Origin of the sequence: Cysteiniphilum halobium, from assembly GCF_003574425.1 — a bacterium.
Lineage (GTDB): Bacteria > Pseudomonadota > Gammaproteobacteria > Francisellales > Francisellaceae > Caedibacter > Caedibacter halobius.
Genome location: NZ_QLIU01000049.1, coordinates 1 through 20,807, shown reverse-complemented (window position 1 = coordinate 20,807; position 20,807 = coordinate 1). Strand labels below are relative to the sequence as shown.

Here is a 20,807-nt window from a genome sequence, read left to right as displayed (position 1 = left end):
TCATGCGGTGTATAAATTTACTCCTCATCAATTGTGTATTGTGTTTGTACGCCAAGGCCATCAATTCCTAGGCGAACTTTTTGTCCTGCACGCAAATAAATGGGGGTAGGCTTTTGTCCAAGTCCTACACCTGGAGGGGTGCCAGTGGATATGACATCACCTGGTTGTAAACTAAAGAATTGACTAAGATAATTTATCAGTTTAGGAACTTTGTACACCATTGTTTTGGTATTTCCATCTTGATAACGTTTTCCATCAACTTCTAGCCAAAGATGTAAATTATTATAATCTTCAATTTCATCGGGAGTGACTAAGTATGGCCCCATTGGACCAAAGCTATCAAAGCTTTTTCCTTTTACCCACTGGCCTTGGCGTTCCAACTGAGCTTCACGTTCAGATAGATCATTAATAACACAAAACCCAGCGACATGGTTGAGAGCATCTTCTTGTGAAATTCGCTTACCTCCTTTGCCTATAACAACACCTAGCTCAACTTCCCAGTCTGTTTTTGTGGAGTTTTTAGGAATAATAATATTGTCATTTGGACCACAAATTGCACTAGTATATTTAGAGAAAATAAGAGGTTCACTTGGAATTTGTGCATTAGTTTCAGCGGCGTGATCTGCGTAATTTAAACCGATACAGATAAATTTACCGATATTACCAACACATGCAGCTAATCTAGGTTCGCCATGCACAAGTGGGAGCTTATCTACGTTAAGACCCCTTAAGGTCTTTATAGCTTCTGGTAATAAGTTGTTATCAGAAATATCTTCAACATATTCGGATAACGCTCTAATTTGTCCTTTCTTATCTAACAGTCCTGGTTTAATGACTCCATCTTGATAATAACGTAATAATTTCATTGTTCACCTTTGATTATTCATGTTAACAAAAAATTTAACTGACAGAAATTTTGCTGCTATATGCTCCAGCCACCATCTATGATTTGTACGGTCCCTGTTGTAAATGAACTTTCATCAGAGGCTAGATAGACAACCAAAGCGGCAATTTCTTCTGCTTTACCAATGCGACCTATCGGTTGACGCGCAATAAAAGCACGGCGTGTTTGTTCGGGATCACCATTTCCTTGAGATCGGACACGCTCTTCCCATGAAGGTGATTCAACAGTGGCAGGAGCAATTGCGTTAACCCTTATTCCTTGTGTTATAAAATCAATAGCAAGAGATTTTGTCATGCCAATGACAGCAGCTTTAGTTGCTCCATATAAAAATCGGTTAGGTGCTCCCTTAACGCTAGATGCAATAGATGCCATATTAATAATGCTTCCACCACCATTTTGAAGCATTTTGGGTAGAAAAGCATGATTCATGTGAAACATTGATTTAACATTAAGATTAAAGCTAAAATCCCATTCGTCGTCTGTACAGTCCAAAATTGTTCCATGATGGACAAATCCAGCGCAATTAAACAATATATCGATGGTATCTATTGAGGTAGAAAGCTCTTGAATTGCCTCATTATTTAGGACATCTAATACTTTTATTTGAATCTCAGGGTGTTCTACTTGTAGTTGCTGCAGTAACTTGATATTGATGTCACTGGCAATAACTTGTGCGCCTGCTTTTGCCATAGCGATTGCGGATGCTTTACCAATTCCTTGGCCTGCAGCAGTTACTAGTGCTTTTTTACCGCTTAATCTCATAGATTGAGCCTGTTGATTTGTCATGATATATGCCTCTTTTGTTATAAACAATTTATGTTTCTCTACTCTTTATCTTAAGAAACTACTTAGCATCATACATAATGATATAGGATATGATTCACTCCAATAGAAAGACTGAAGGTATTGTTTTCCACCATTGTTTTTTCGGTCTATCATCAAATGGGATTTGACATGGGGCAGTTTGTTTCCACCACTGTTGGATGACTGGCGAATTTGCCATGGACTCCATATCTTTTTCAAAGCATTCACCATCATATTCAAAGTAAGCAAATAGCGTATCATTATGGATAAAGATAGAATAGTTATTGATATTGGCTTTTTTTATTTCTTGTAGTACTTGATGAGGGACATTTTGGTGTAAATGGATATACTCTTCAATTTTATCTTGTTTGAGTTTGATTATTTCTGCAATACGTTTCATTTTGTTTGTCCAAGGTTTTTTAATCGAACTCCAGAAAAGAGATTTTGCTCAATTGATTCCAATGAAATACCTCTGGTTTCTGGTATGAAATAATAAATCAAAAATAAGCATACAAAATTAATAATCGCGAATATCATAAACGTGTTTCCAGGACCAATACCTTTAAGTACGCTTAAGAAAAATAGCGCTAAAATGAAGTTTGAAATCCAATTTGTGCAAGTGGCAATACACAAACCAAAGTCTCTTCCTTGTAAAGGAAATATTTCTGCACATAAGACCCAAATTACTGGTCCTGAACTAAAGGCAAAAGTCACCAAAAATAAAACAATTGCAATAATTGCAAGAATTTTAAGTGCTAACGAGGTGACGCCAATATAAAAAACTAAAGATAAAAATACCATGGCCACAGTCATGCCTAAATAGCCATAATATAATAGAGGCTTTCTCCCTTTTTTATCAACAAGTGGGATGGCGATTAAGCATGCAATAATATTAACAATACCAATGAATACCGTTACCCATCCTTGAGAAACTGGAGTATTAAACCCAGCCATGCCAAAAACAATAGAAGCGTAATAAAAAATCATATTGATTCCAGTAAACTGCTGCATAGCTTGCAGTAGAATACCGAATCCAACAACTTTTCTATAGTGCCGGTTATAACAAAAAAGTTTAAATCCGCTTTGACTTTTTGTTTGATTAATAGCATGACTAATTTCATCTATCTCTGCAGTGATTTCATCATTTGATTCTCTTATTTTAGTTAATATTTGTCTTGCTTGATCATCATTACCTTTACTCATAAGAAGCCAGCGGGGACTTTTAGGTAGCAGCCATAATAAGGCAAACATAATAACTGCAGGAATTGCAATAATGCCAAGCATTCCTCGCCATGACGCAAAATAAGTAAAAATTGTATCACTTACAAACGACAAGAAGATGCCAAGATATACCATGACCTGATACATACTAATAATTCCACCACGCAGGCGTTTTGGCGCCATCTCTGAGAGGTACATAGGGGCAACAAAAGCTGCTATACCAACAGAAAAACCAAGCATTAATCGGTATACAATCAATACGCTTTGATCTGAGGCACTCGAAGACAAAAGGGAACTAATGGCATAAATGGCTGATGCAAGGATTAGTGAAGATTTTCTCCCATATTTTTTAGAGATAAAGGAGCCTGCGATTGTACCTATAAACGCGCCGAATAAAACAGCGCTAACCACAATCTCTTGTTCAAATGTACTAATATTGAATTCTTTTTGTAATAAGGGTAGAGCGCCTGAAATTACGCCAGTATCAATCCCAAATAATAATCCAGCTAGTGCAGCAACGATTGTAATAAGGACGATCATTTTAGACGACTGTTGTTGACGATTCATGATAATTAAACCCCCTATATGTTTTTAGCTGAAAATTGATACATTTCATCGTCCTTTTTGAGGGCATGAATGATTGCAGAAACCACACAAGCATCTCATGCTTTAGCAATTAAAATGTATTATATTTACAAGAACAACAATGTATCACTAAAAATATAAATTAATCTACCATCAACAAGCAGAAAATAGATGAGTATAGGTAAATTATTTAGATAGTAGTTTTTTTGCGTTCTGATGGAATAATTTTTCTGCAAAAGCATTACCATAAGGTTTAATAATTTGATTTAATGCAGTGATCCACAGATCAAAACAACCATATAGGTTACACATTGGCCAGTTGCTACCGAAAATAACACGTTCTTCGCCAAATAAATTGTAGCAATATTCAATAATTGGCGTAAGATCCTGTGTCTGCCATTGTGGTGTTCCAATATTTTGAAGTAACCCTGATATCTTACAAATAGCTTGAGGGTGCATTGCATAATTTTTGATGCCTTGATGCCAAGCAGCTTTTAATATTTTATTAGTTTCAAGAGGATTAATGCCCCCACAATGATCAATAATAAATCGCGTATTAGCACAGCTGCACATTAATTTATAAACTGCATTCATGTGTTGGATTTTAGGTAAGACTTCACAGTATAATCCCAGCTCGCCAAGTAGCTTTACATTAGTGGTAAAAGTCTTAGATAGGTAAATAGAGGCATCTTGGAAATCGTGGCCACCATGGCGCACGCCAATGACTTTATTTTCTTCTATAAAAGAAAGGATGTAGCTTGGGAAATGTTCACTTGTAAGATCAGCGCCCAATATAATGCTGGTAATTGTATTTGATTGCTTTGCCAGATGGATAATATTTTGAGCTTCATTCATTAAGTCATTTTTAGCTACGTCGACTTCGACATAATTAATTTGAGTAACATTATAACTTGCAGTTGCTTGTTGATAATCCATTAAATCATAGTTGCGATTAAATAATTTTACTTCTGGATTGTTGAGCCATGGCATCTCTAGTTTGTCCTTATTCCAGATATGCACATGCGTGTCATAAATTTTTTGCAACATCAATCCTTAAAAGCTAATTAGATGGCAATCTGAACTTGTGTGGCTACTACTAAAGCATTAGGTGGTGAAGATGGAGTACCTGACAACTGTATACTACCACCATAAGGGTGAATAATATATTGTAAGTCTGGCTGGATCGCTAACCATTTATTTACTTGTATTTTGTAATTTAGGTCAATATTCATTTCATAGCCAAAATTAGCACCTTTTTGTGTAATAACATCTCGACCATATCTACCATAAGCAAAGCCTAAACCTGCTGTATCATTTGGTCTATATGGATTTATCCCTTTAAATGTAAAACCTCCATCTACAAATAGTGGCATATAATTACTTTCCCAATGATTAAAATACTCTATTGTCAGGAAGGTTTTTAATGTTCGAATCCCTTGATCATATATTGCCTGATCTGCTTGTAGATAATAACCCGTGTCTCGCCTATCATAAGTGCCAGAATTTTGCCCGTAGTAAGCTGGATTTTCATTAGGACCAGTAAAATATGTCATACCAAAAGTATAATGACCAGCATAACGTTGATTATCGTTTAATAAATAACCAATGGAACCTATTAACTGTACTCCTTGGTCACCATTGAATGAGAAATTGAAGCCATGATATTTATTTTCCGATACACTTTCATTTGTATTATACACCCCAAATTTGGCAACAACATAATTAGATTGGGCAGATACAATTGCACCCCATTGCGCATTAGGATAAGCAGAAAAAGGTACATTATAAAAAATACCTATCGGACTGCCACAAAAGGCATTATTCACAAATTGACAATAGATATCAGAACTTAAAAAGTCGTTAGATGCATCAAGTCGACCAATTTTAAACGAGATCTCTTTATTAGCCCAATATTGTTGAAGATAAAGTTCATTAAGCCTGAAGTTTTGCCCACCATAAGACTGTGAAACCGGATATTGATTTCGTATATATTCAGCACTTAAGTTATTTCCATCTCTTTGCACAACATCGATGTGAAATCTAGTATTATTTAAAGAGTGCTCTTTAAAAAGTTTACCAAAGTTTACATCTAAGCTGACACCAAAAGAATCATTATATGTGGCACCTTTTTTATAGCCTCCGATGACATTCCCAAGGACAGCACCTGTATAACTTGCCTGTAAATCAATTCCTCTGCTTTTTAAATCGTCTCGGACACCACCCCAGTTACCAGTAAGGGTATCACCATCCCACCAGTCTTGGATGACTGAAGAAGATTGCTTTTGTGCATTTGCGTTTGATGGTAAATCATTTTCATTAGCAGCATTTGCTAATGAAAAGGAAGATAATGATACCATGCTAATTAAAAATAGTATCTTTCTTTTCATGTTCGCACCCGTTTTAGGATTGCATTCCTTTTGTACTGAATGATCAATAACATTTTTATGTGTTTGTGTTCTTGTAACACAAGTTGTTTCACTAGTCATTGATTTAAATTCATCTTTGTTACAATTATGATAATCTTTTTTTGCTCTTTTAGTCATATTCCTCACTCCTCCATCACCTTAATTCTTGTCTAAAATATACCGTTAATAATTTAAATGCAATATTTACAACCATAATAATCGCTGACTTTGGCATAAGCTTTTTATTAAGCTATTAATTGAATCAATTACTAAGTATTTATTGATCATGCGCATGAATTCTTCAGCGTTTTGCAGCAATCAAATGAGTAGTCATTTAAACCTTAATCTTGCTTCATGGCCTTTCATTATCTAAGCATATGCACAATAGAAGTTGAGCTTGAACTCCTAATTCATCAATATATAACCTTAGTCTTTTATGTCTTTAAATTATCAATTTGAAATTTAGTAGTAATAAATATGATTTAAATAGAAATCCTTACTCTACTTATGACAAAGTCCCTTGTTTGCAAGTGTGCCAGATTGAGTTAACCACCACACCATACTTTTAAAGCATGTGTTTGCTAGAATATACCAGGGTGAGAGTATATGAATATTCTTTCGATTCATCAGGAAAATCTAATGGTGCCCGGGGCCGGAGTCGAACCGGCACGAGAGTTAAGTCTCGAGGGATTTTAAGTCCCTTGTGTCTACCAATTTCACCACCCGGGCAAAGACTTTGTTCTGGAGGCTGAGACCGGAATCGAACCGGTGTCCAAGGCTTTGCAGGCCTCTGCATAACCACTTTGCTACCCAGCCAACTGGAGCGGGAAACGAGGTTCGAACTCGCGACCCCAACCTTGGCAAGGTTGTGCTCTACCACTGAGCTATTCCCGCAGAACAGGATCAAATTATAAGGGCTAACCCCCTAAAGTCAATTGTATTTTTTGCGTTTTCATACGTTTATTAATGAATTTTGCTTGAGTGTACAAATGCGCTACAGAATGTATTGACTTAAATCACGATCTTTAACCAAATCACCTAGTTTCTCGTTAACATAATCACTAGTAACATTAAAGGTTTTTTCAGTGCGATCGGAGGCATCAAAGGATACTTCTTCTAATAAACGCTCTAATACTGTATGCAGGCGTCTGGCACCGATATTCTCCACTTCTTCATTCACGCGAAATGAAATTTCAGCAATGCGTCTGATGGCTTGATCTTCAAAGACAATTTCAACACCTTCAGTACCTAATAGCGCGACATATTGTTTAATCAATGAGTAATCAGGTTCCGTTAAAATACGCACGAAGTCTGCCACTTCAAGCGACCTTAGCTCAACACGAATTGGTAAACGCCCTTGTAGTTCAGGAATTAAATCTGAGGGCTTGGCGACATGAAAAGCTCCAGATGCAATAAACAATATGTGATCTGTTTTGATCATGCCATATTTCGTACTGACTGTTGAGCCTTCAACCAGTGGTAATAAATCACGTTGAACACCTTCACGCGACACGTCTCCGCCACGCTGATCTGATTTTTTGCAGACTTTGTCAATTTCATCAATAAATACAATACCGTTTTGTTCAACAGCTTCAATTGCTTTCAACTTGATATCATCTTCATTGATTAACTTACCAGCTTCTTCGTCTTGCAATAGTTTCAAGGCATCCTTAACCTTAATTTTACGACGTTTTTTGCGTTCATTTCCCATCGATGAAAATAAATTTTGTAGCTGGTCAGTCATGTCTTCCATGCCTGGAGGCCCCATTATATTCATCTGTGGTGCAGGCATTGCGATATCGATCTCAATTTCTTTGTCATTTAGCTCCCCTGCGGCAAGCTTTTTTCTAAAAAGTTGGCGTGTTGTATTATCTGCTTTTTGCTCTACCTCAACTGGCTCATTAGCAAAGCCAACTTTGCTCTCACGTGCCGCGGGTAACAGCGCATCTAGTATGCGTTCTTTCGCCAATTCTTCAGCGCGTACAGCGACTTTGGTTTTCTCTTGCTCGCGATGCATCTTGATCGAGCTATCTGCCAAATCACGAATAATTGAATCAACATCCTTACCAACATAACCTACCTCGGTAAATTTAGTTGCCTCGATTTTGATAAATGGTGCATTGGCAAGTTTTGCCAAGCGTCGTGCTATTTCTGTTTTACCAACACCGGTTGGTCCAATCATTAAAATATTCTTGGGAGTGACTTCTTGGCGCATGCCATCTTCTAGCTGCATTCTACGCCAGCGGTTTCTAAGTGCGATGGCAACTGCTTTTTTTGCATCTTTTTGACCGATAATAAAACGGTCTAATTCACTGACAATTTCTTTAGGTGTCATTTGTGACATAATTTCTATCCTCTTCGTCAATTATATCGCTGCTTTATTAGCGAGCTTTTCAATGGTTAAATTATGATTGGTATAAATACAAATATCTGCAGCAATATTAAGACTCTTCTGAACGATGTCATATGCCGAAAGATCTGTGTTATCGACCAAGGCATGTGCTGCTGCCTTAGCAAAAGAAGAACCAGAACCAATCGATAAAATACCTTTTTCATCAGCAGCCATTACATCTCCAACACCTGATATAAGAAGCGATTTATTTTCATCGGCAACAATAATCATTGCCTCAAGCTTACTCATCATTCGATCTAGGCGCCATTCACGCACCATTTCAACTGAAGCACGTTCCAGGTTGCCTTGATAAAAATCAAGTTTTTGCTCAAACTTCTCAAATAAGGTAAATGCATCTGCCGTTGATCCAGCAAATCCTGTTAACACTTTACCATTACTTAATTTGCGTACTTTGATGATATTATCCTTTGCAACAGTATTGCCTAAAGTTGCCTGACCGTCGCCACCGATGACGACTTCATCGCCACGACGTACACACAAAATCGTGGTGCCTTTCATTTCTAACATAATTTCCCCGCTTAAATGATTGGGTTTGTAAAAACATGATCGCTATAGATTGCGTTTAAGAGAAAAATTACAAGTTTTTATTTTAAAAGATTTCATTGAGGTTGAAGCATTTACATCTTTTTAGGTGCTTTACTGTGAGAGTGTATGGGCACCTCTTGAAAGAATATACCCATCATAATTGATTCACAGTTTTTTTTATTTGCATTGCGCGATGCAATCAACGATTGTAAATATCCTCTAATCTTACGATATCATCTTCACCAAGATAGCTACCAATCTGCACTTCAACGATTTCACATGGCGAGTTTGTCGTGTTTTCCATGCGGTGAATTTCCTCTTTTTCAATATAGACATGGTCATTGGTGTGATACATTTTTTTAGTGTCGCCAATAGTGAAAGTTGGTGAACCTTTGACAACGACCCAATGCTCAGCGCGTTTGAAATGTTTTTGCAAAGAAAGTTGCCCACCAGGGTTAACTGTAATAACTTTTACCTGATAACCGCTTGCTAATTCAATCGTGCGATATGTCCCCCAAGGGCGCTCATATACTTTACCTACTTCATTTATATCCATCTTTAAACCTTTAATTAACTTATGCTCAATTTCTCTAAATTGATTATTCTGCCTCAAACACAGGGTTCTGTGGTGTTATTTTTGTAACAGTGCTAGCTAAAGCCAATGCGCCCATAATGCCAGCATTATCTGCTAAAGCCGGTGGCACGATAATCGATGGGATATTATCACAATAGTCTTTATTCAGATAGCCATTAATTTTTGCTTTTACTTTGTTGTGAATCTCTTTAAATAAATGTGTCTGTTTCATTACCCCACCTCCTAAGATGATACGCTTAGGCATAAAACACATTATGTAGTTCACTAGTGCATAAGATAAATACTCAGTCTCAAGATGCCAAGCAATGTGATCATCTGCAAGATCTAAAGCTGAATCAACCTGCCAACGTGTTTTTAAAGCAGGACCTGAAGCTAATCCCTCTAAGCAGCGTTCGTGATATGGGCAAATTCCCTTAAAAGTATCTTGTGTTAAATCCACGGGAATATAGATATGCCCCATTTCGGGGTGTGCACTACCATGGACTAGCTGATTATTGACGATAATGCCACCGCCAACGCCAGTTCCTACAGTTAGATAAATCAGATCACTTACTCCTTTACCGGCTCCCCAGCGGTGTTCACCTAATGCTGCTGAATTGACATCAGTATCAAATGCAACAGGTAGGTGCAGTCCATCTTCTAGGTGTTTAACAATATTGTAGTCACGCCATGGCAATTTTGGCGTATGCGTGATATATCCATATGTTTTAGAATTAACATCTGGGTCGATAGGGCCAAAAGATCCACAACCAATGGCGCTAAGAGGATATTTGTGCATATACTCACGGAAAAAACCAATGATTTCTGGCATCGTTTCTGCTGGGGTGCGGGTTTTAATGCGAATGCGTTGTAGAATTTTTCCGTCTTCTGTACCGATTGCACAGACGAATTTAGTGCCTCCTGCCTCGATAGCGCCTAAAAATTTATGCATAACTTGGTTGCCTTTTTCTTTTTTATGATATTTTTGCAGAAAATTTACCCACGCCAAATATATCGCATTTTGAATTCAGTTGACAAGCATAGAACAAGCCAAATGGTCAGAAAATTAACCTTTCATTTAGCAAATGGTAAACAGCATTAATAGCAACTTAATAACGTGTTCTACACAGCTAGGAACTTTTTGACAGAACAATGATGATTTTATGTAATACCTTTGCAGCCATCTAAATTTGAATTGCTTAATAAACGACATCAAATTATTTTGCGCAATTAATTCAGTAACTTATTGACAAAATATGCAATTATTGCTGCAATGCTGTGTTAGCGGATTTTTACCATTCATTATCTATCTTAAACAAATGCTAAAAGCGGGGAGAATTCAATGACTACTAATGTCAATGCAAAAAAAGAGTATCAGAAACTCGTGTATATGATCTGCTTAATCGGTGCATTAGGAGGTTTATTATTCGGTTTAGATCAAGGGTTTATTGCAAACTCATTATCAACGATAGATCGTGTCTATGATTTAACCATACAGCAGGGCGAGCATTATTCCGCAGTCCTGGCATGGGGCGGTATTCTTGGCGCATTACTTAGTGGACTTTTTGCGCGCGCTTTAGGGCGTAAAAAAGTACTTGTTTTAGCAGGCTTCTTATTTACGATATTTTCACTAATTTCAGCTTTTTTGCCGCCATTAGCCATGCTTGTCGTGTGTCGATTTGGTTTGGGATTTGCTGTTGGTATTGCCTCATTTACTGTGCCACTTTATTTATCTGAGACTGCACCAAAAGCTATTCGTGGTGGTATGGCAACATTGTTTCAGCTAATGATTACTATCGGTATATTTTTAATTGCGGTAACAAATGTCTATATTGCTAAGGCGCTAGGCCACGTTGAAATTTCACTTTCCTTAATGTTTGGTGTGATTGTGATATTTGCTTTAGTTATGTTTCTGGGTAGCTTATTTTTACCAGAGAGTCCACGCTGGCTACTCCTAAAAGGCAAAGAGACACAAGCCATTGTAGTCTTAAAACGTGTCCGTTCATCACAACAAGAAATTGATGACGAAGTAAATGAAATTAAAGAAAGTATATCGCTTAATAAAGGTGTTGGCTTTAATATGCTTTCTAAAGGTTTTTTCTGGAAAATTCTTATCGTTGGTATCGTGCTGCAAATGTTCCAGCAGTTAGTTGGTATTAATATGATGATTTACTACGCACCAACGATCTTTGGTTACGCTGGTATGACAGGAATTATCGCACTTCTTGCTGTTCCAACGGTTAATATGCTGTTTACTTTCCCAGCAATTAAGTGGATTGAAAAATGGGGTCGCAAAAAACTACTGTATGTTGGTGCTGTTGTGATGATGGTGTCAATGTTTGCAGCGGGCTTTGCTTTTCTATCAATGGCAGGCAGTGCTTCTCCTAGCGGATTATCAAAAACGGTTTTACTATTATCAGCTATTGTCTATATTTTTGGTTTTGCATGTTCTTGGGGACCTGTTGCTTGGGTGATTTGTGCTGAGGTTTTCCCATTAAAAGGGCGTGAAATCGGTATGACCGTAACAACAATGGTTAACTGGACATTTGCAGGTGTTGTTATGGCAAATGCATTAAGCTTTATGAAAGCTTATGGCAATGCTTCAATTTTCTTTGTATTTGGTGGATTTTGTATATTAGCAATGATCTTTTTAAAATTTTTCGTGCCTGAAACAAAAGGTGTAAGTCTTGAGTATATTGAAAAGAATTTAGAAAAGGGTGTTCCTCTTAAGAAACTTGGTGAATAAATAAAACCTAGTACCGTTCAACTAAATAAAAGCCAATGGAAACGGCAATCATCGAAATAAAAACACTAAGCATGATATAAACAATTGCTTTTAACCATTCACCTTTTTGTAAAAGTGTCAGTGCGTCGAGGCTGAAACTTGAGAATGTCGTAAAGCCTCCCAGAAAACCAGTGATTAACAAGGCTCTAAAGTGCGGGGTAAGGAAATGCTCAAGCAAACGCTCTTTTTGAAAAAAGGCAGCTAATGCACCAATAAACAGGCACCCTAAAATATTGACAATTAAAATACCATGTGGGAAAGACTTGCCAAATATTTTATAAATAAACTCAGATAAACCAAAGCGGCTTATGGAGCCTAAGCCGCCACCTAAACCAATCAATAATAACGTTAACATTGTTATAACTCTCCTTTAAGCTCTTATTGTATAGACGTCATCAATCTTAAAGGATGGTTTAAGTGTTTTTTCGATATAATCAGCAATACACTTAGGAAGAACGTCATTTCCTTGATGGCAAACTATAACATAATAAATTGTGAAATCAATATGGCTTAAAGTGGATAGCTATTAAACTTATGTAATATCATTTACGATAGGTGAGCTATATCTGTAGCATCTTTGGTATAGATAAGTTAGCATTTTGTAGCAAGTGTTAAGTAAAGGCTTAATGATGATATGGCAAAAATATTAATCGTAGATGATGAACCGCCAATAAGGCAGCTGTTACACCTCACATTAACTCGGCAGCAATATGATGTTGTTATGGTCGAAAATGGTGTACAAGCATTAAAAGTACTAGCTGGTGATTCGAGTATTGATTTGGTTTTGTTAGATTGGATGTTGCCTGACACTAGTGGGATTAAGCTATTGGCAGAAATCAGGCAAACTAAACAGCTTGAGGCTTTACCTGTCATTATGTTAACCGCTAAGGCTGAGGAAGGTGATGTTTTAAGAGGTTTTGGCATGGGGGTAGATGACTATGTGACCAAACCATTTTCACCCAAAGAGCTTATTATGCGCATTCAGGCGCTATTAAAGCGAACAAAAGTATCCAACAATGATCAATCAAAACTTACTTTTCGTGAGCTTAATGCTGATTTACAAAGTCACTTGTTGAGCTGTAAGGGTAAGGTGGTCAAATGTGGGCGGCTTGAATTTAAGTTAATAACATACTTGATGCAACATGCAGGTAAAACCTTGTCACGGGCACGCATTTTAGATCACGTTTGGGATGCTGACAAAGAGATTACTGAACGTACAGTAGACGTGCATATTACTCGAGTTAGGAAACTATTAGCCCCTTTTCATTATGATATTTATCTGCGTGCGATTCGTGGTGAAGGCTATCAACTAATTAATCAAGACCTAGTATGAAGACACCAGAAGAACATAATAAAATCGGCTTATTTTGGGCAAAGACTTTTGCGCAAGGTATCACTGATGCCGTTGTTATTGTTGATCAAGAAGGATTGGTACAATGGTTTAATCAACCTGCTAAAAACTTCTTTCAATTATCAAGCGCGCAATTGATGCAAGATGTCACTGAAGTTTTTGAGTTTCCTGCCTTATCAACCTACTTGCAGCAAAAAAATATGAGTACATTTGAATTACCGCTTCCCAAAACACCAGATCAAATGTTGTCCGTAGTACTTATTCCATATGATCAGCATTTTTTGCTCATTACTCAAGATGCAGGTTTTCGTCATCATATTGAACGTATGCGCCAAGATTTTGTGGCAAATGTGTCACATGAAATGCGCACACCATTAACAGTTATTCGTGGCTATTTAGAGTTGATGCAACCGGATGTTGCTGGGCATTTGAGTGAATGGTTGCCTTATTTTGAGCAAATGCAGCAACAAATGATGCGTATTGAATGGCTTATTGAAGATTTACTGTTATTGTCTAAAGTTCAAAGCCATCAAGTGCAAAAGGGTGAGTTAGAGACCCTAGCCATTGCACCAATGCTAATCGAAATTATCGAGTCAGCGAAAACATTAGGCACGGATAAACATCACTTTGTTTTAGATATTGATGAAACACTATCACTGCAGGGCAATGAAAAAGAGATTAATAGTTGTTTGAGTAATTTAATTATCAATGCGGTGCGCTATTCCCCCAATGGAGGGCCAATTACCATTGCTTGGTATCAGGATAAGCATGGCAAGCATTTTTATGTGAAGGATGAAGGCTTAGGTATTGAACAAAAGCACATCCCACGTTTGACAGAACGCTTTTATCGTGTTGATAAGGGGCGCTCACCAGCAACAGGTGGTGCAGGCCTTGGCTTAGCAATCGTAAAACATGTGCTTATTCGCCACAAAGCATCACTGAGCATTCAAAGTGAGCTTGGCAAAGGTAGTATATTTCGCTGTGATTTCCCAAACTGAGGAATCGTCATAAAATAATTAAATGTTTGCGTTGCCTATTTGTTTGCAAGCTTGTTGCTTTATTTTGCTCCAATCTCTAGTGGTTAATGGATGAATCTAAATAACGCTTAATTTCAATGACTTCATTTTGCTTGTTCACAAATACAAGATGTGGATTGTGATCCATGAGTTCATTTGATTCGTATTCAGCATAGGAGGCAATAATCACGGTATCGCCTGTGGCAACGTGGCGAGCAGCGGCACCATTTAAACAAATTTCGCCTTTATCTCCTAAGATGACATAAGTTGCAAAGCGTGCGCCATTGTTGCAGTTGTAGATTTCAACACGCTCAAAGGGGATAAGGTTAGCTTCTTTACAAAGTGCGCGATCGATGCTAATTGAACCATAATAATTCAAATTTGCTTCAGTGACTGTTGCCATGTGAATTTTGGATTTTAATAGGGTGCGTTTCATGTATTTTCCTTAGTAAGTTGAGTGATTTCAGAAAGAGGGAAATTATCAATAAGACGAACCTCGTCAATAATAACAGCTGCAAAGCGACGATCTTCAATGTCCTCTAGATAATCAATGGTTATATGGTTTGAGATAAGTGCATTTCTCACTTGTTCAATGTCGTTACTTTGACGAATGGCTTTAGCAAAATAACCTGCTTTGGCACGGGCATTCGTATCTAAACGTAGGTTTCTTGAACTAAAAGCAAGCCCATCTTCCTCACGAACAGTCGGGCAAGCAATAATATTTGTTGGAATAAAAAATGCTTGCGCCATGCCTTTTATTAACTGAAATTGTTGGTAATCTTTTTCTCCAAAGTAGGCATTGTTCGCTTGAGCAATATTTAAGAGTTTCATTACAATGGTCATCACTCCCTCAAAATGACCTAAGCGTGAGGCACCACAAAGTATTGGACTTAAGTTTTTCTCCTTGATTAGGTAATTATAATTATCAGGATAAAGCATCTCTTTTTGTGGAGACAGTAGAAAATCAACACCTTGAGCCTTTAGCAAATCAATATCCTGTTGCCATGTTTTTGGATAGTTGACAAAGTCGCTTTGATTATTAAATTGGGTTGGATTGACAAAAATTGACACTAAAGTGTAATCATTATCTTGTTGGCTTTGTTTTATTAAATTCAAATGTCCTTTATGTAATGTACCCATTGTCATCACAATGCCTAGGGTCTTATTAGATTGTATTTGTTGGCGGGTTGCCTGCCAGGACGTAATCTCATTAAAAATCTTCATTTGTTTTCCTTAAACTCTGGAGTTATACACTTTTGCTCAACTTCAGTTAAATTATGCAATCTTAATATCATAACGCTCTTGTTTGTTGGGGTAGTCACCGGTTTGTACTGCTTGATGATAAGTATCAAAAGCGGCCTTAATGTGACTAAAGCCATTAAAAAAGTGGCGTACAAATTTTGGTTGTAGATTATTGTTCAAGCCAAGCATATCTTGAATAACAAGCACTTGACCATCAACATCGTTACCTGCTCCGATACCAATCACGGGAATGGTAAGCATTTGACTAATTTCTTTGGCAAGTCCACTTGGCACACACTCCATCACAAGGCTAAAGCAACCAACTTCTTGCAGTTGTAGCGCTTGTTGTTTTAAGCTCTTAGCAGCTCTGTCATCTTTTCCTTGTACTTTATAGCCTAATGTATGCACTGATTGTGGCGTTAGTCCAATATGCCCCATCACGGGGATACCAGATTCAATAATGTGTTTAACTACATCTTGATGTCCATTAATTCCTTCGATCTTAATGGCATTGGCACCGCATTTAATTAATCTATCTGCACAGTGTATGGCGTGAGCAATACCTTGACGTTGTGCTAAAAAAGGCATGTCAGCAATAATGAATTTGTCAGGTGCTCCTTTAACAACCGATTGTGTCATAAAGCACATCATCTCAATTGTAGCGTGCGTAGTATCAGGGTAGCCTAATTGTGTCATAACGCCACTATCACCAACAAGTAGCATGTCAATGGCAGTTTGATTAATGATTTGTGCAAAAGTAAAATCATAACAAGTTAGCATCGATAGCTTTTGTTGGTTTAGCTTCTTACTTTGCAGGTTACTAATGCTAGGCTTTTTAATTAGGTTATGCGTACTCATATTTCTTTTCCATTTGATTATGTATATTTGCTTGATAGACGTCAACAAAGGCCTGATAAATTGTGGCAAAAGTATCATCTTCAAGTGCGTTTAAGTTGTGTTTTATCGTTTGTAAATCTTGGCGTTTTAAGGGGCCTGTTAGGGCATTATGATAATCTGTGTTAAGGTTGAGTAATGTTTGTTTCAGATAGGGCTTAAGATCCTTTAGTGATGCATTAAAGGTTGTTGTCATTTCATTAAAAAACTTTTGCCATAAGAGAGTTGTGAAATTATTGGCCATCACACAAAGTGCGTGATAATAGGCTTTTTTTGTTTGTGGAATATGAATGAAGGGATTACTTAACTGTGGAAAAATATCATCAAATCTTGGCGAGTTATCCTCACCAACAAATAGCAGGTTTTGATAAAAGTCAAGGTCTTGTAGTTCTGATGAGAATGTCATTAAGGGGTGATATGATAACGCATATGGACTGACTAAAGAACCCGAGAAGTGTACGCATAATTTATCGTTTAATTGTGGGTGTTTATCCAAAAATGAATCTATTCCATCGTCGTTAATTACCACAAGAATAATATCACTTTGACTTATTATATTTTCAGGTGGCTCTGGTTGCTGGCGATGCCACACAGTATGTGGGATATTTTTGAGCTTAAAATAAAACTGTATATGTCGTGCAAGTCGACCATTGCCAATAATACCATAACTTGGGTTATTGCCTAGAGCATGAGATACCTGTCGCATGGGATCAAGTTCCTTATTTTATGTTTTTCTATATTGCTTGAGCTTTTAAGTTGTTACCATTTTTTATATTTTCTCAGTAAAGAGTAAAATTAGAGGGCTTCAACCTAAATGACATCGTAGGATAAAATGGTGGTTGGCGCAATGGGGTATAACATTATTTAGTGGCTTTTTTCCAACGATATGGATCGTGGTAATCTTTTTCAAGTTGATCCATGTTTTTTTGCAAACGATCAAGGCAAAACCGCATGCTTTCAGGGCGTGATAAGTTGCGATTTGCCAGTCCACGGATAGTAATCCCAGCTTTTTCAATTGACGGCATATCAAGGCCTTCAAGCAGCAAGTCTTCAATATCTTTGTTTAATAAGCCGCTGCGTTGTAAATTTGCACTGGCAACGATCTTTTCAGTGATTGAGGTTAAGGTAAACAGGCGCTGTTCGCGTTGCATTAAGATAATTTTAAACTGTTTACGTAAACGAAATATGCTATAGAAACAGATTATACTGCCAATACCAAGCCCAACAAGAAAGCTATAATCCAACATGATTAATATAAGACTTTATAAATCAAACTTGACAGAAGTATACTTGTTTTTTAGTGTGTGTAAAAGGCTATGACCATATTCCTGATCACTTTGATTGTGTAAGCGTTGGCTGAGCGTAAGTCGAAGTCTCTATGAAGTGTGATTTTCCCAAGCTTACCCTTCGACTTACGCTCAGGGTACGGTGGGCACTTGTGGGTGAATATTTAGTCTTAGCCGTGTAAAAAGAGGGCTAAACTAGATGTAGTCCGCCGCTACCTTTCTGTGCATTACCCTTTGAAGGGTTGACGTCATTATCGTCACCTTCATTGACATCAATCCCATAGCCAAACTCACGGGCATAAAGTCCTTGTGCAGTCTCTCCTGCATAGAGCTCAAGTACTGCCTCAACAGGGATTTGTAAAGACATTACCTCGCCATCAAATGTTGCATCAAAGCGAATAAATTGATCATCACAGTCAAAGCGTTCAATTGCTTCAGGGGAAATATTAAGGAGCATTTTGCCATCTTCATCGATATGACTCTCAGGCAAGATAACTTCATCATATTCGGTATCGACAAGTAAATAAGGCGTTAAATCGTGATCGATCATCCAGTCGTAGGTTGCTTCAATTAAATAGGCTCGTAACATTGCCATTGTTGGTATTCCTTATTGGGTTCTAATGCTTTTTCTAAATGAACTGCGTGCAAATAAGCGTTTTGCATATTTGATTAGAGGCATCGCTTTTTCAGGTAGACGGATATCTAATTTAGGCAAGTTGTATAGGATAACTGCCAGTGAGCAATCTGCAATCGTGAAATCATCTCCAAGCAAATAGGATTGCCTGCTTAGTGTTGGGATCAATGAAAAAAGTGCTTTAAGTAGTGCAATCTTATTGGCTTGTCGAATATCTTCATTCTCAGCATTTAATGCATTGATTAGATAAGGCATCCATTCGCTGTCAATTTTCTTACATAACATGCGTGCTTGGGCTCTTTCAAGCGGGAAAACAGACAATAAAGGAGGGTAAGGGAAACGTTCTTCAAGATACTCAAAGATAATATTTGGTTCATATACAATCAGATCTTTTGTCATTAATGTTGGCACGCCGCCATAAGGGTTCAGCTCATAAAGTTCTTCTAGTTTATCTTCCGCAACAACATCAATAATATCTGCACTAATGTCTTTTTCCGCGAGAATCATTTTAATGCGATGACAAAAAGGGTCATTACCGTTGGTATATAAAGTCATTGATGATCGTTTGTTTTGAGCAGACATTTATCCCAATTTTCCTTATTCAATATTAGCTTCAACATTATATACTACTGATCAGCCATTTTGCATCATAGAAGTCATAGTAATAACAAAAAAGCCCCGCTGAAGCTTCAGTTGGGCTTTTAATAAAAATGTATAAAATACAAAAAAATAAAGTGTGTGTTGCTTAACGCTTAGAGAACTGACGTTTTCTACGCGCTTTTCTAAAGCCAACTTTCTTACGCTCAACTTTACGTGGATCACGTGTAATAAAGCCAGCGTGACGTAGCTCAGGCTTTAAGCTCTCATCGAAGTCAACTAAAGCACGTGAAATACCTAAACGAATTGCACCAGATTGACCAGTTTCACCACCGCCGTGAACATTAATTTTGAAATCAAAGCTCTCCAGGTTGTTCGTTAATTCAAGTGGCTGACGTACAACCATGCTTGCCGTCTTGCGACCGAAGTAATCATCTAGTGGCAAACCATTAACAACAATGTTGCCAGTGCCTTTTTTCATAAATACACGAGCAACTGAGCTTTTGCGACGACCAGTACCGTAATTGTATGCTTGAGTCATTTTCCTATCCTATATTTTATATTTCTAAAACTTGTGGTTGTTGCGCTGTATGCGGGTGAGATTCCCCTGCATAAACTTTTAACTTTTTGTACATCGCACGACCTAAAGGATTTTTAGGAAGCATGCCTTTAACAGCAGTTTCAATCGCACGCTCTGGGTGTTGCGCGATTAGTTTCTCAAAAGAAACAGATTTAAGACCACCAATATAACCTGTGTGGTGGTAGTAAATTTTATCTTTTTGCTTGTTACCAGTTACGGAAACTTTTTCAGCATTGATAACAACAATATAGTCACCTGTGTCGACGTGAGGTGTGTATTCAGCTTTGTGCTTACCACGAAGACGTCTTGCAATCTCAGTTGCAAGGCGACCTAAAGTTTTACCATTTGCATCGATCAAAAGCCATTCTCTTTTGACTTCATCACTTTTAGCGCTAAACGTTTTCATCTTTGTTACCTTAATATTTATTATTAACTACTCAGTTTTGCTAATTTTCTGTGTGGGTTGTTGCCAATCCATAAAAATTCAAGCGTGGCGATTCTATCATAGGGATTGGTTAAAAAGAAGTGATAAGTTTAGATTTTGCATGTTTTAGGTGATTGCGTGGGTGAATTATAGGCGATTAAGCTTTTTGGACTCACTTTTTTTCGAAAAAAATAAAAACGCCTCTTTCTATTTATAAAAATGCCGTTATAATTGGCGCCACATTCGGAGAGATGGCTGAGCGGTCGAAAGCGGCGGTCTTGAAAACCGTTGACTGTAACAGGTCCGGGGGTTCGAATCCCTCTCTCTCCGCCATAAGTTTTTTTATCATGCTCAAATGTCTCATTTATCAATAAATTTAGATGTAAGTATTAAGCGTACTGTCAATAATGGTTATAATTCATATGCACTCCCTATAGTGTCATTCTCGCTAATTAAATACTGATCAATATTATACTTTGGGATAAGCCAATAGACGTTTAGTATAATATAGATAAATAATCCTATTGACATGATTGCGAGAGAATATTCTATGCGGTCGAAGACAGA

23 protein-coding genes, 4 tRNA genes and 1 riboswitch are annotated in these 20,807 nt (G+C 37.4%); of the genes, 4 read left to right on the top strand and 23 right to left on the bottom strand.

The features are described 5' to 3' along the window. Positions 1–17: 17 nt before the first annotated feature. From DNK85_RS08415 to DNK85_RS08355, 13 genes are all read right to left on the bottom strand, one after another. Positions 18–866, bottom strand: coding sequence for a fumarylacetoacetate hydrolase family protein (locus DNK85_RS08415; protein ID WP_119329131.1), 849 nt, complete (start codon positions 864–866; stop codon positions 18–20). Between the two features lie 56 nt (positions 867–922). Further along, positions 923–1,690, bottom strand: a complete 768-nt coding sequence (locus tag DNK85_RS08410) for an SDR family oxidoreductase (protein ID WP_208123158.1) — start codon at positions 1,688–1,690, stop codon at positions 923–925. A 94-nt stretch (positions 1,691–1,784) separates the two neighbouring features. Then, the gene (locus DNK85_RS08405) at positions 1,785–2,108 is read right to left on the bottom strand and encodes an L-rhamnose mutarotase (RefSeq protein ID WP_119329130.1); all 324 of its coding nucleotides are present in this window, start codon (positions 2,106–2,108) and stop codon (positions 1,785–1,787) included. After that, complete coding sequence (locus DNK85_RS08400; protein WP_119329129.1) at positions 2,105–3,496, bottom strand: sugar porter family MFS transporter; 1,392 nt, start codon at positions 3,494–3,496, stop codon at positions 2,105–2,107. Before DNK85_RS08400 ends, DNK85_RS08405 begins: the two co-directional genes overlap by 4 nt. Positions 3,497–3,700: 204 nt before the next feature. Next, positions 3,701–4,561: an amidohydrolase family protein gene (locus DNK85_RS08395; protein WP_119329128.1), complete on the bottom strand. Its 861-nt coding sequence runs from the start codon at positions 4,559–4,561 to the stop codon at positions 3,701–3,703. Positions 4,562–4,578: 17 nt separating this feature from the next. Next, on the bottom strand, positions 4,579–6,057 hold the full coding sequence (locus DNK85_RS08390; RefSeq protein ID WP_119329127.1) for a carbohydrate porin: 1,479 nt from the start codon (positions 6,055–6,057) through the stop codon (positions 4,579–4,581). Positions 6,058–6,559: 502 nt separating this feature from the next. Continuing rightward, positions 6,560–6,648 (bottom strand) — tRNA-Leu (locus tag DNK85_RS08385). Between the two features lie 13 nt (positions 6,649–6,661). Then, positions 6,662–6,735 (bottom strand) — tRNA-Cys (locus tag DNK85_RS08380). 3 nt (positions 6,736–6,738) lie between these two features. Then, positions 6,739–6,813, bottom strand: a tRNA-Gly gene (locus tag DNK85_RS08375). Between the two features lie 100 nt (positions 6,814–6,913). Beyond that, entirely contained in the window at positions 6,914–8,263 is a 1,350-nt protein-coding gene (gene hslU, locus DNK85_RS08370) for an ATP-dependent protease ATPase subunit HslU (RefSeq protein WP_119329126.1), read from the bottom strand. Between the two features lie 21 nt (positions 8,264–8,284). After that, positions 8,285–8,839, bottom strand: coding sequence for an ATP-dependent protease subunit HslV (gene hslV, locus DNK85_RS08365; protein ID WP_119329125.1), 555 nt, complete (start codon positions 8,837–8,839; stop codon positions 8,285–8,287). 217 nt (positions 8,840–9,056) lie between these two features. After that, the gene (locus DNK85_RS08360; protein WP_119329124.1) at positions 9,057–9,413 is read right to left on the bottom strand and encodes a phosphomannose isomerase type II C-terminal cupin domain; all 357 of its coding nucleotides are present in this window, start codon (positions 9,411–9,413) and stop codon (positions 9,057–9,059) included. A gap of 43 nt (positions 9,414–9,456) precedes the next feature. After that, on the bottom strand, positions 9,457–10,383 hold the full coding sequence (locus tag DNK85_RS08355) for an ROK family protein (RefSeq protein WP_119329202.1): 927 nt from the start codon (positions 10,381–10,383) through the stop codon (positions 9,457–9,459). 390 nt (positions 10,384–10,773) lie between these two features. On the opposite strand from DNK85_RS08355, the gene DNK85_RS08350 reads away from it, so the two are divergent. Next, complete coding sequence (locus DNK85_RS08350; RefSeq protein WP_119329123.1) at positions 10,774–12,177, top strand: sugar porter family MFS transporter; 1,404 nt, start codon at positions 10,774–10,776, stop codon at positions 12,175–12,177. Positions 12,178–12,184: 7 nt separating this feature from the next. Here DNK85_RS08350 and crcB read toward each other — a convergent pair whose 3' ends face one another. Continuing rightward, positions 12,185–12,571 carry a fluoride efflux transporter CrcB gene (gene crcB, locus DNK85_RS08345; RefSeq protein ID WP_119329122.1) on the bottom strand — a complete coding sequence of 129 codons (387 nt, stop codon included), beginning with the start codon at positions 12,569–12,571 and terminating at the stop codon, positions 12,185–12,187. Positions 12,572–12,595: 24 nt separating this feature from the next. Then, positions 12,596–12,691: riboswitch (Fluoride riboswitch) on the bottom strand. A 159-nt stretch (positions 12,692–12,850) separates the two neighbouring features. Here crcB and DNK85_RS08340 point away from each other — a divergent pair. Then, positions 12,851–13,549 (top strand): response regulator, encoded by a 699-nt coding sequence (locus DNK85_RS08340; protein ID WP_119329121.1) that lies wholly within the window; start codon positions 12,851–12,853, stop codon positions 13,547–13,549. Beyond that, positions 13,546–14,565, top strand: a complete 1,020-nt coding sequence (gene phoR, locus DNK85_RS08335; RefSeq protein ID WP_119329120.1) for a phosphate regulon sensor histidine kinase PhoR — start codon at positions 13,546–13,548, stop codon at positions 14,563–14,565. The genes DNK85_RS08340 and phoR overlap by 4 nt, the downstream gene beginning before the upstream one ends. A gap of 76 nt (positions 14,566–14,641) precedes the next feature. Here phoR and panD read toward each other — a convergent pair whose 3' ends face one another. The 9 genes from panD to rplM all read right to left on the bottom strand — a co-directional run bounded on the left by panD (position 14,642) and on the right by rplM (position 20,222). Next, positions 14,642–15,019, bottom strand: a complete 378-nt coding sequence (gene panD, locus DNK85_RS08330; RefSeq protein WP_119329119.1) for an aspartate 1-decarboxylase — start codon at positions 15,017–15,019, stop codon at positions 14,642–14,644. Further along, entirely contained in the window at positions 15,016–15,807 is a 792-nt protein-coding gene (gene panC, locus DNK85_RS08325; RefSeq protein ID WP_119329118.1) for a pantoate--beta-alanine ligase, read from the bottom strand. Before panC ends, panD begins: the two co-directional genes overlap by 4 nt. A 51-nt stretch (positions 15,808–15,858) precedes the next feature. Then, positions 15,859–16,683, bottom strand: a complete 825-nt coding sequence (panB, locus tag DNK85_RS08320) for a 3-methyl-2-oxobutanoate hydroxymethyltransferase (protein ID WP_119329117.1) — start codon at positions 16,681–16,683, stop codon at positions 15,859–15,861. Continuing rightward, positions 16,670–17,425, bottom strand: a complete 756-nt coding sequence (locus tag DNK85_RS08315) for a Rossmann-like and DUF2520 domain-containing protein (protein ID WP_119329116.1) — start codon at positions 17,423–17,425, stop codon at positions 16,670–16,672. The genes panB and DNK85_RS08315 overlap by 14 nt, the downstream gene beginning before the upstream one ends. A 154-nt stretch (positions 17,426–17,579) precedes the next feature. Continuing rightward, on the bottom strand, positions 17,580–17,966 hold the full coding sequence (locus tag DNK85_RS08310) for a hypothetical protein (protein WP_119329115.1): 387 nt from the start codon (positions 17,964–17,966) through the stop codon (positions 17,580–17,582). A 229-nt stretch (positions 17,967–18,195) separates the two neighbouring features. Beyond that, positions 18,196–18,600, bottom strand: coding sequence for a ClpXP protease specificity-enhancing factor SspB (locus DNK85_RS08305; RefSeq protein WP_119329114.1), 405 nt, complete (start codon positions 18,598–18,600; stop codon positions 18,196–18,198). A gap of 12 nt (positions 18,601–18,612) precedes the next feature. After that, positions 18,613–19,221: a glutathione S-transferase N-terminal domain-containing protein gene (locus DNK85_RS08300; RefSeq protein ID WP_119329113.1), complete on the bottom strand. Its 609-nt coding sequence runs from the start codon at positions 19,219–19,221 to the stop codon at positions 18,613–18,615. A gap of 163 nt (positions 19,222–19,384) precedes the next feature. Continuing rightward, the gene (gene rpsI, locus DNK85_RS08295; RefSeq protein ID WP_119329112.1) at positions 19,385–19,777 is read right to left on the bottom strand and encodes a 30S ribosomal protein S9; all 393 of its coding nucleotides are present in this window, start codon (positions 19,775–19,777) and stop codon (positions 19,385–19,387) included. A 16-nt stretch (positions 19,778–19,793) separates the two neighbouring features. Then, the gene (rplM, locus tag DNK85_RS08290; protein ID WP_119329111.1) at positions 19,794–20,222 is read right to left on the bottom strand and encodes a 50S ribosomal protein L13; all 429 of its coding nucleotides are present in this window, start codon (positions 20,220–20,222) and stop codon (positions 19,794–19,796) included. Between the two features lie 263 nt (positions 20,223–20,485). Here rplM and DNK85_RS08285 point away from each other — a divergent pair. Beyond that, positions 20,486–20,573 (top strand) — tRNA-Ser (locus DNK85_RS08285). The last annotated feature ends 234 nt before the right edge of the window (positions 20,574–20,807 follow it).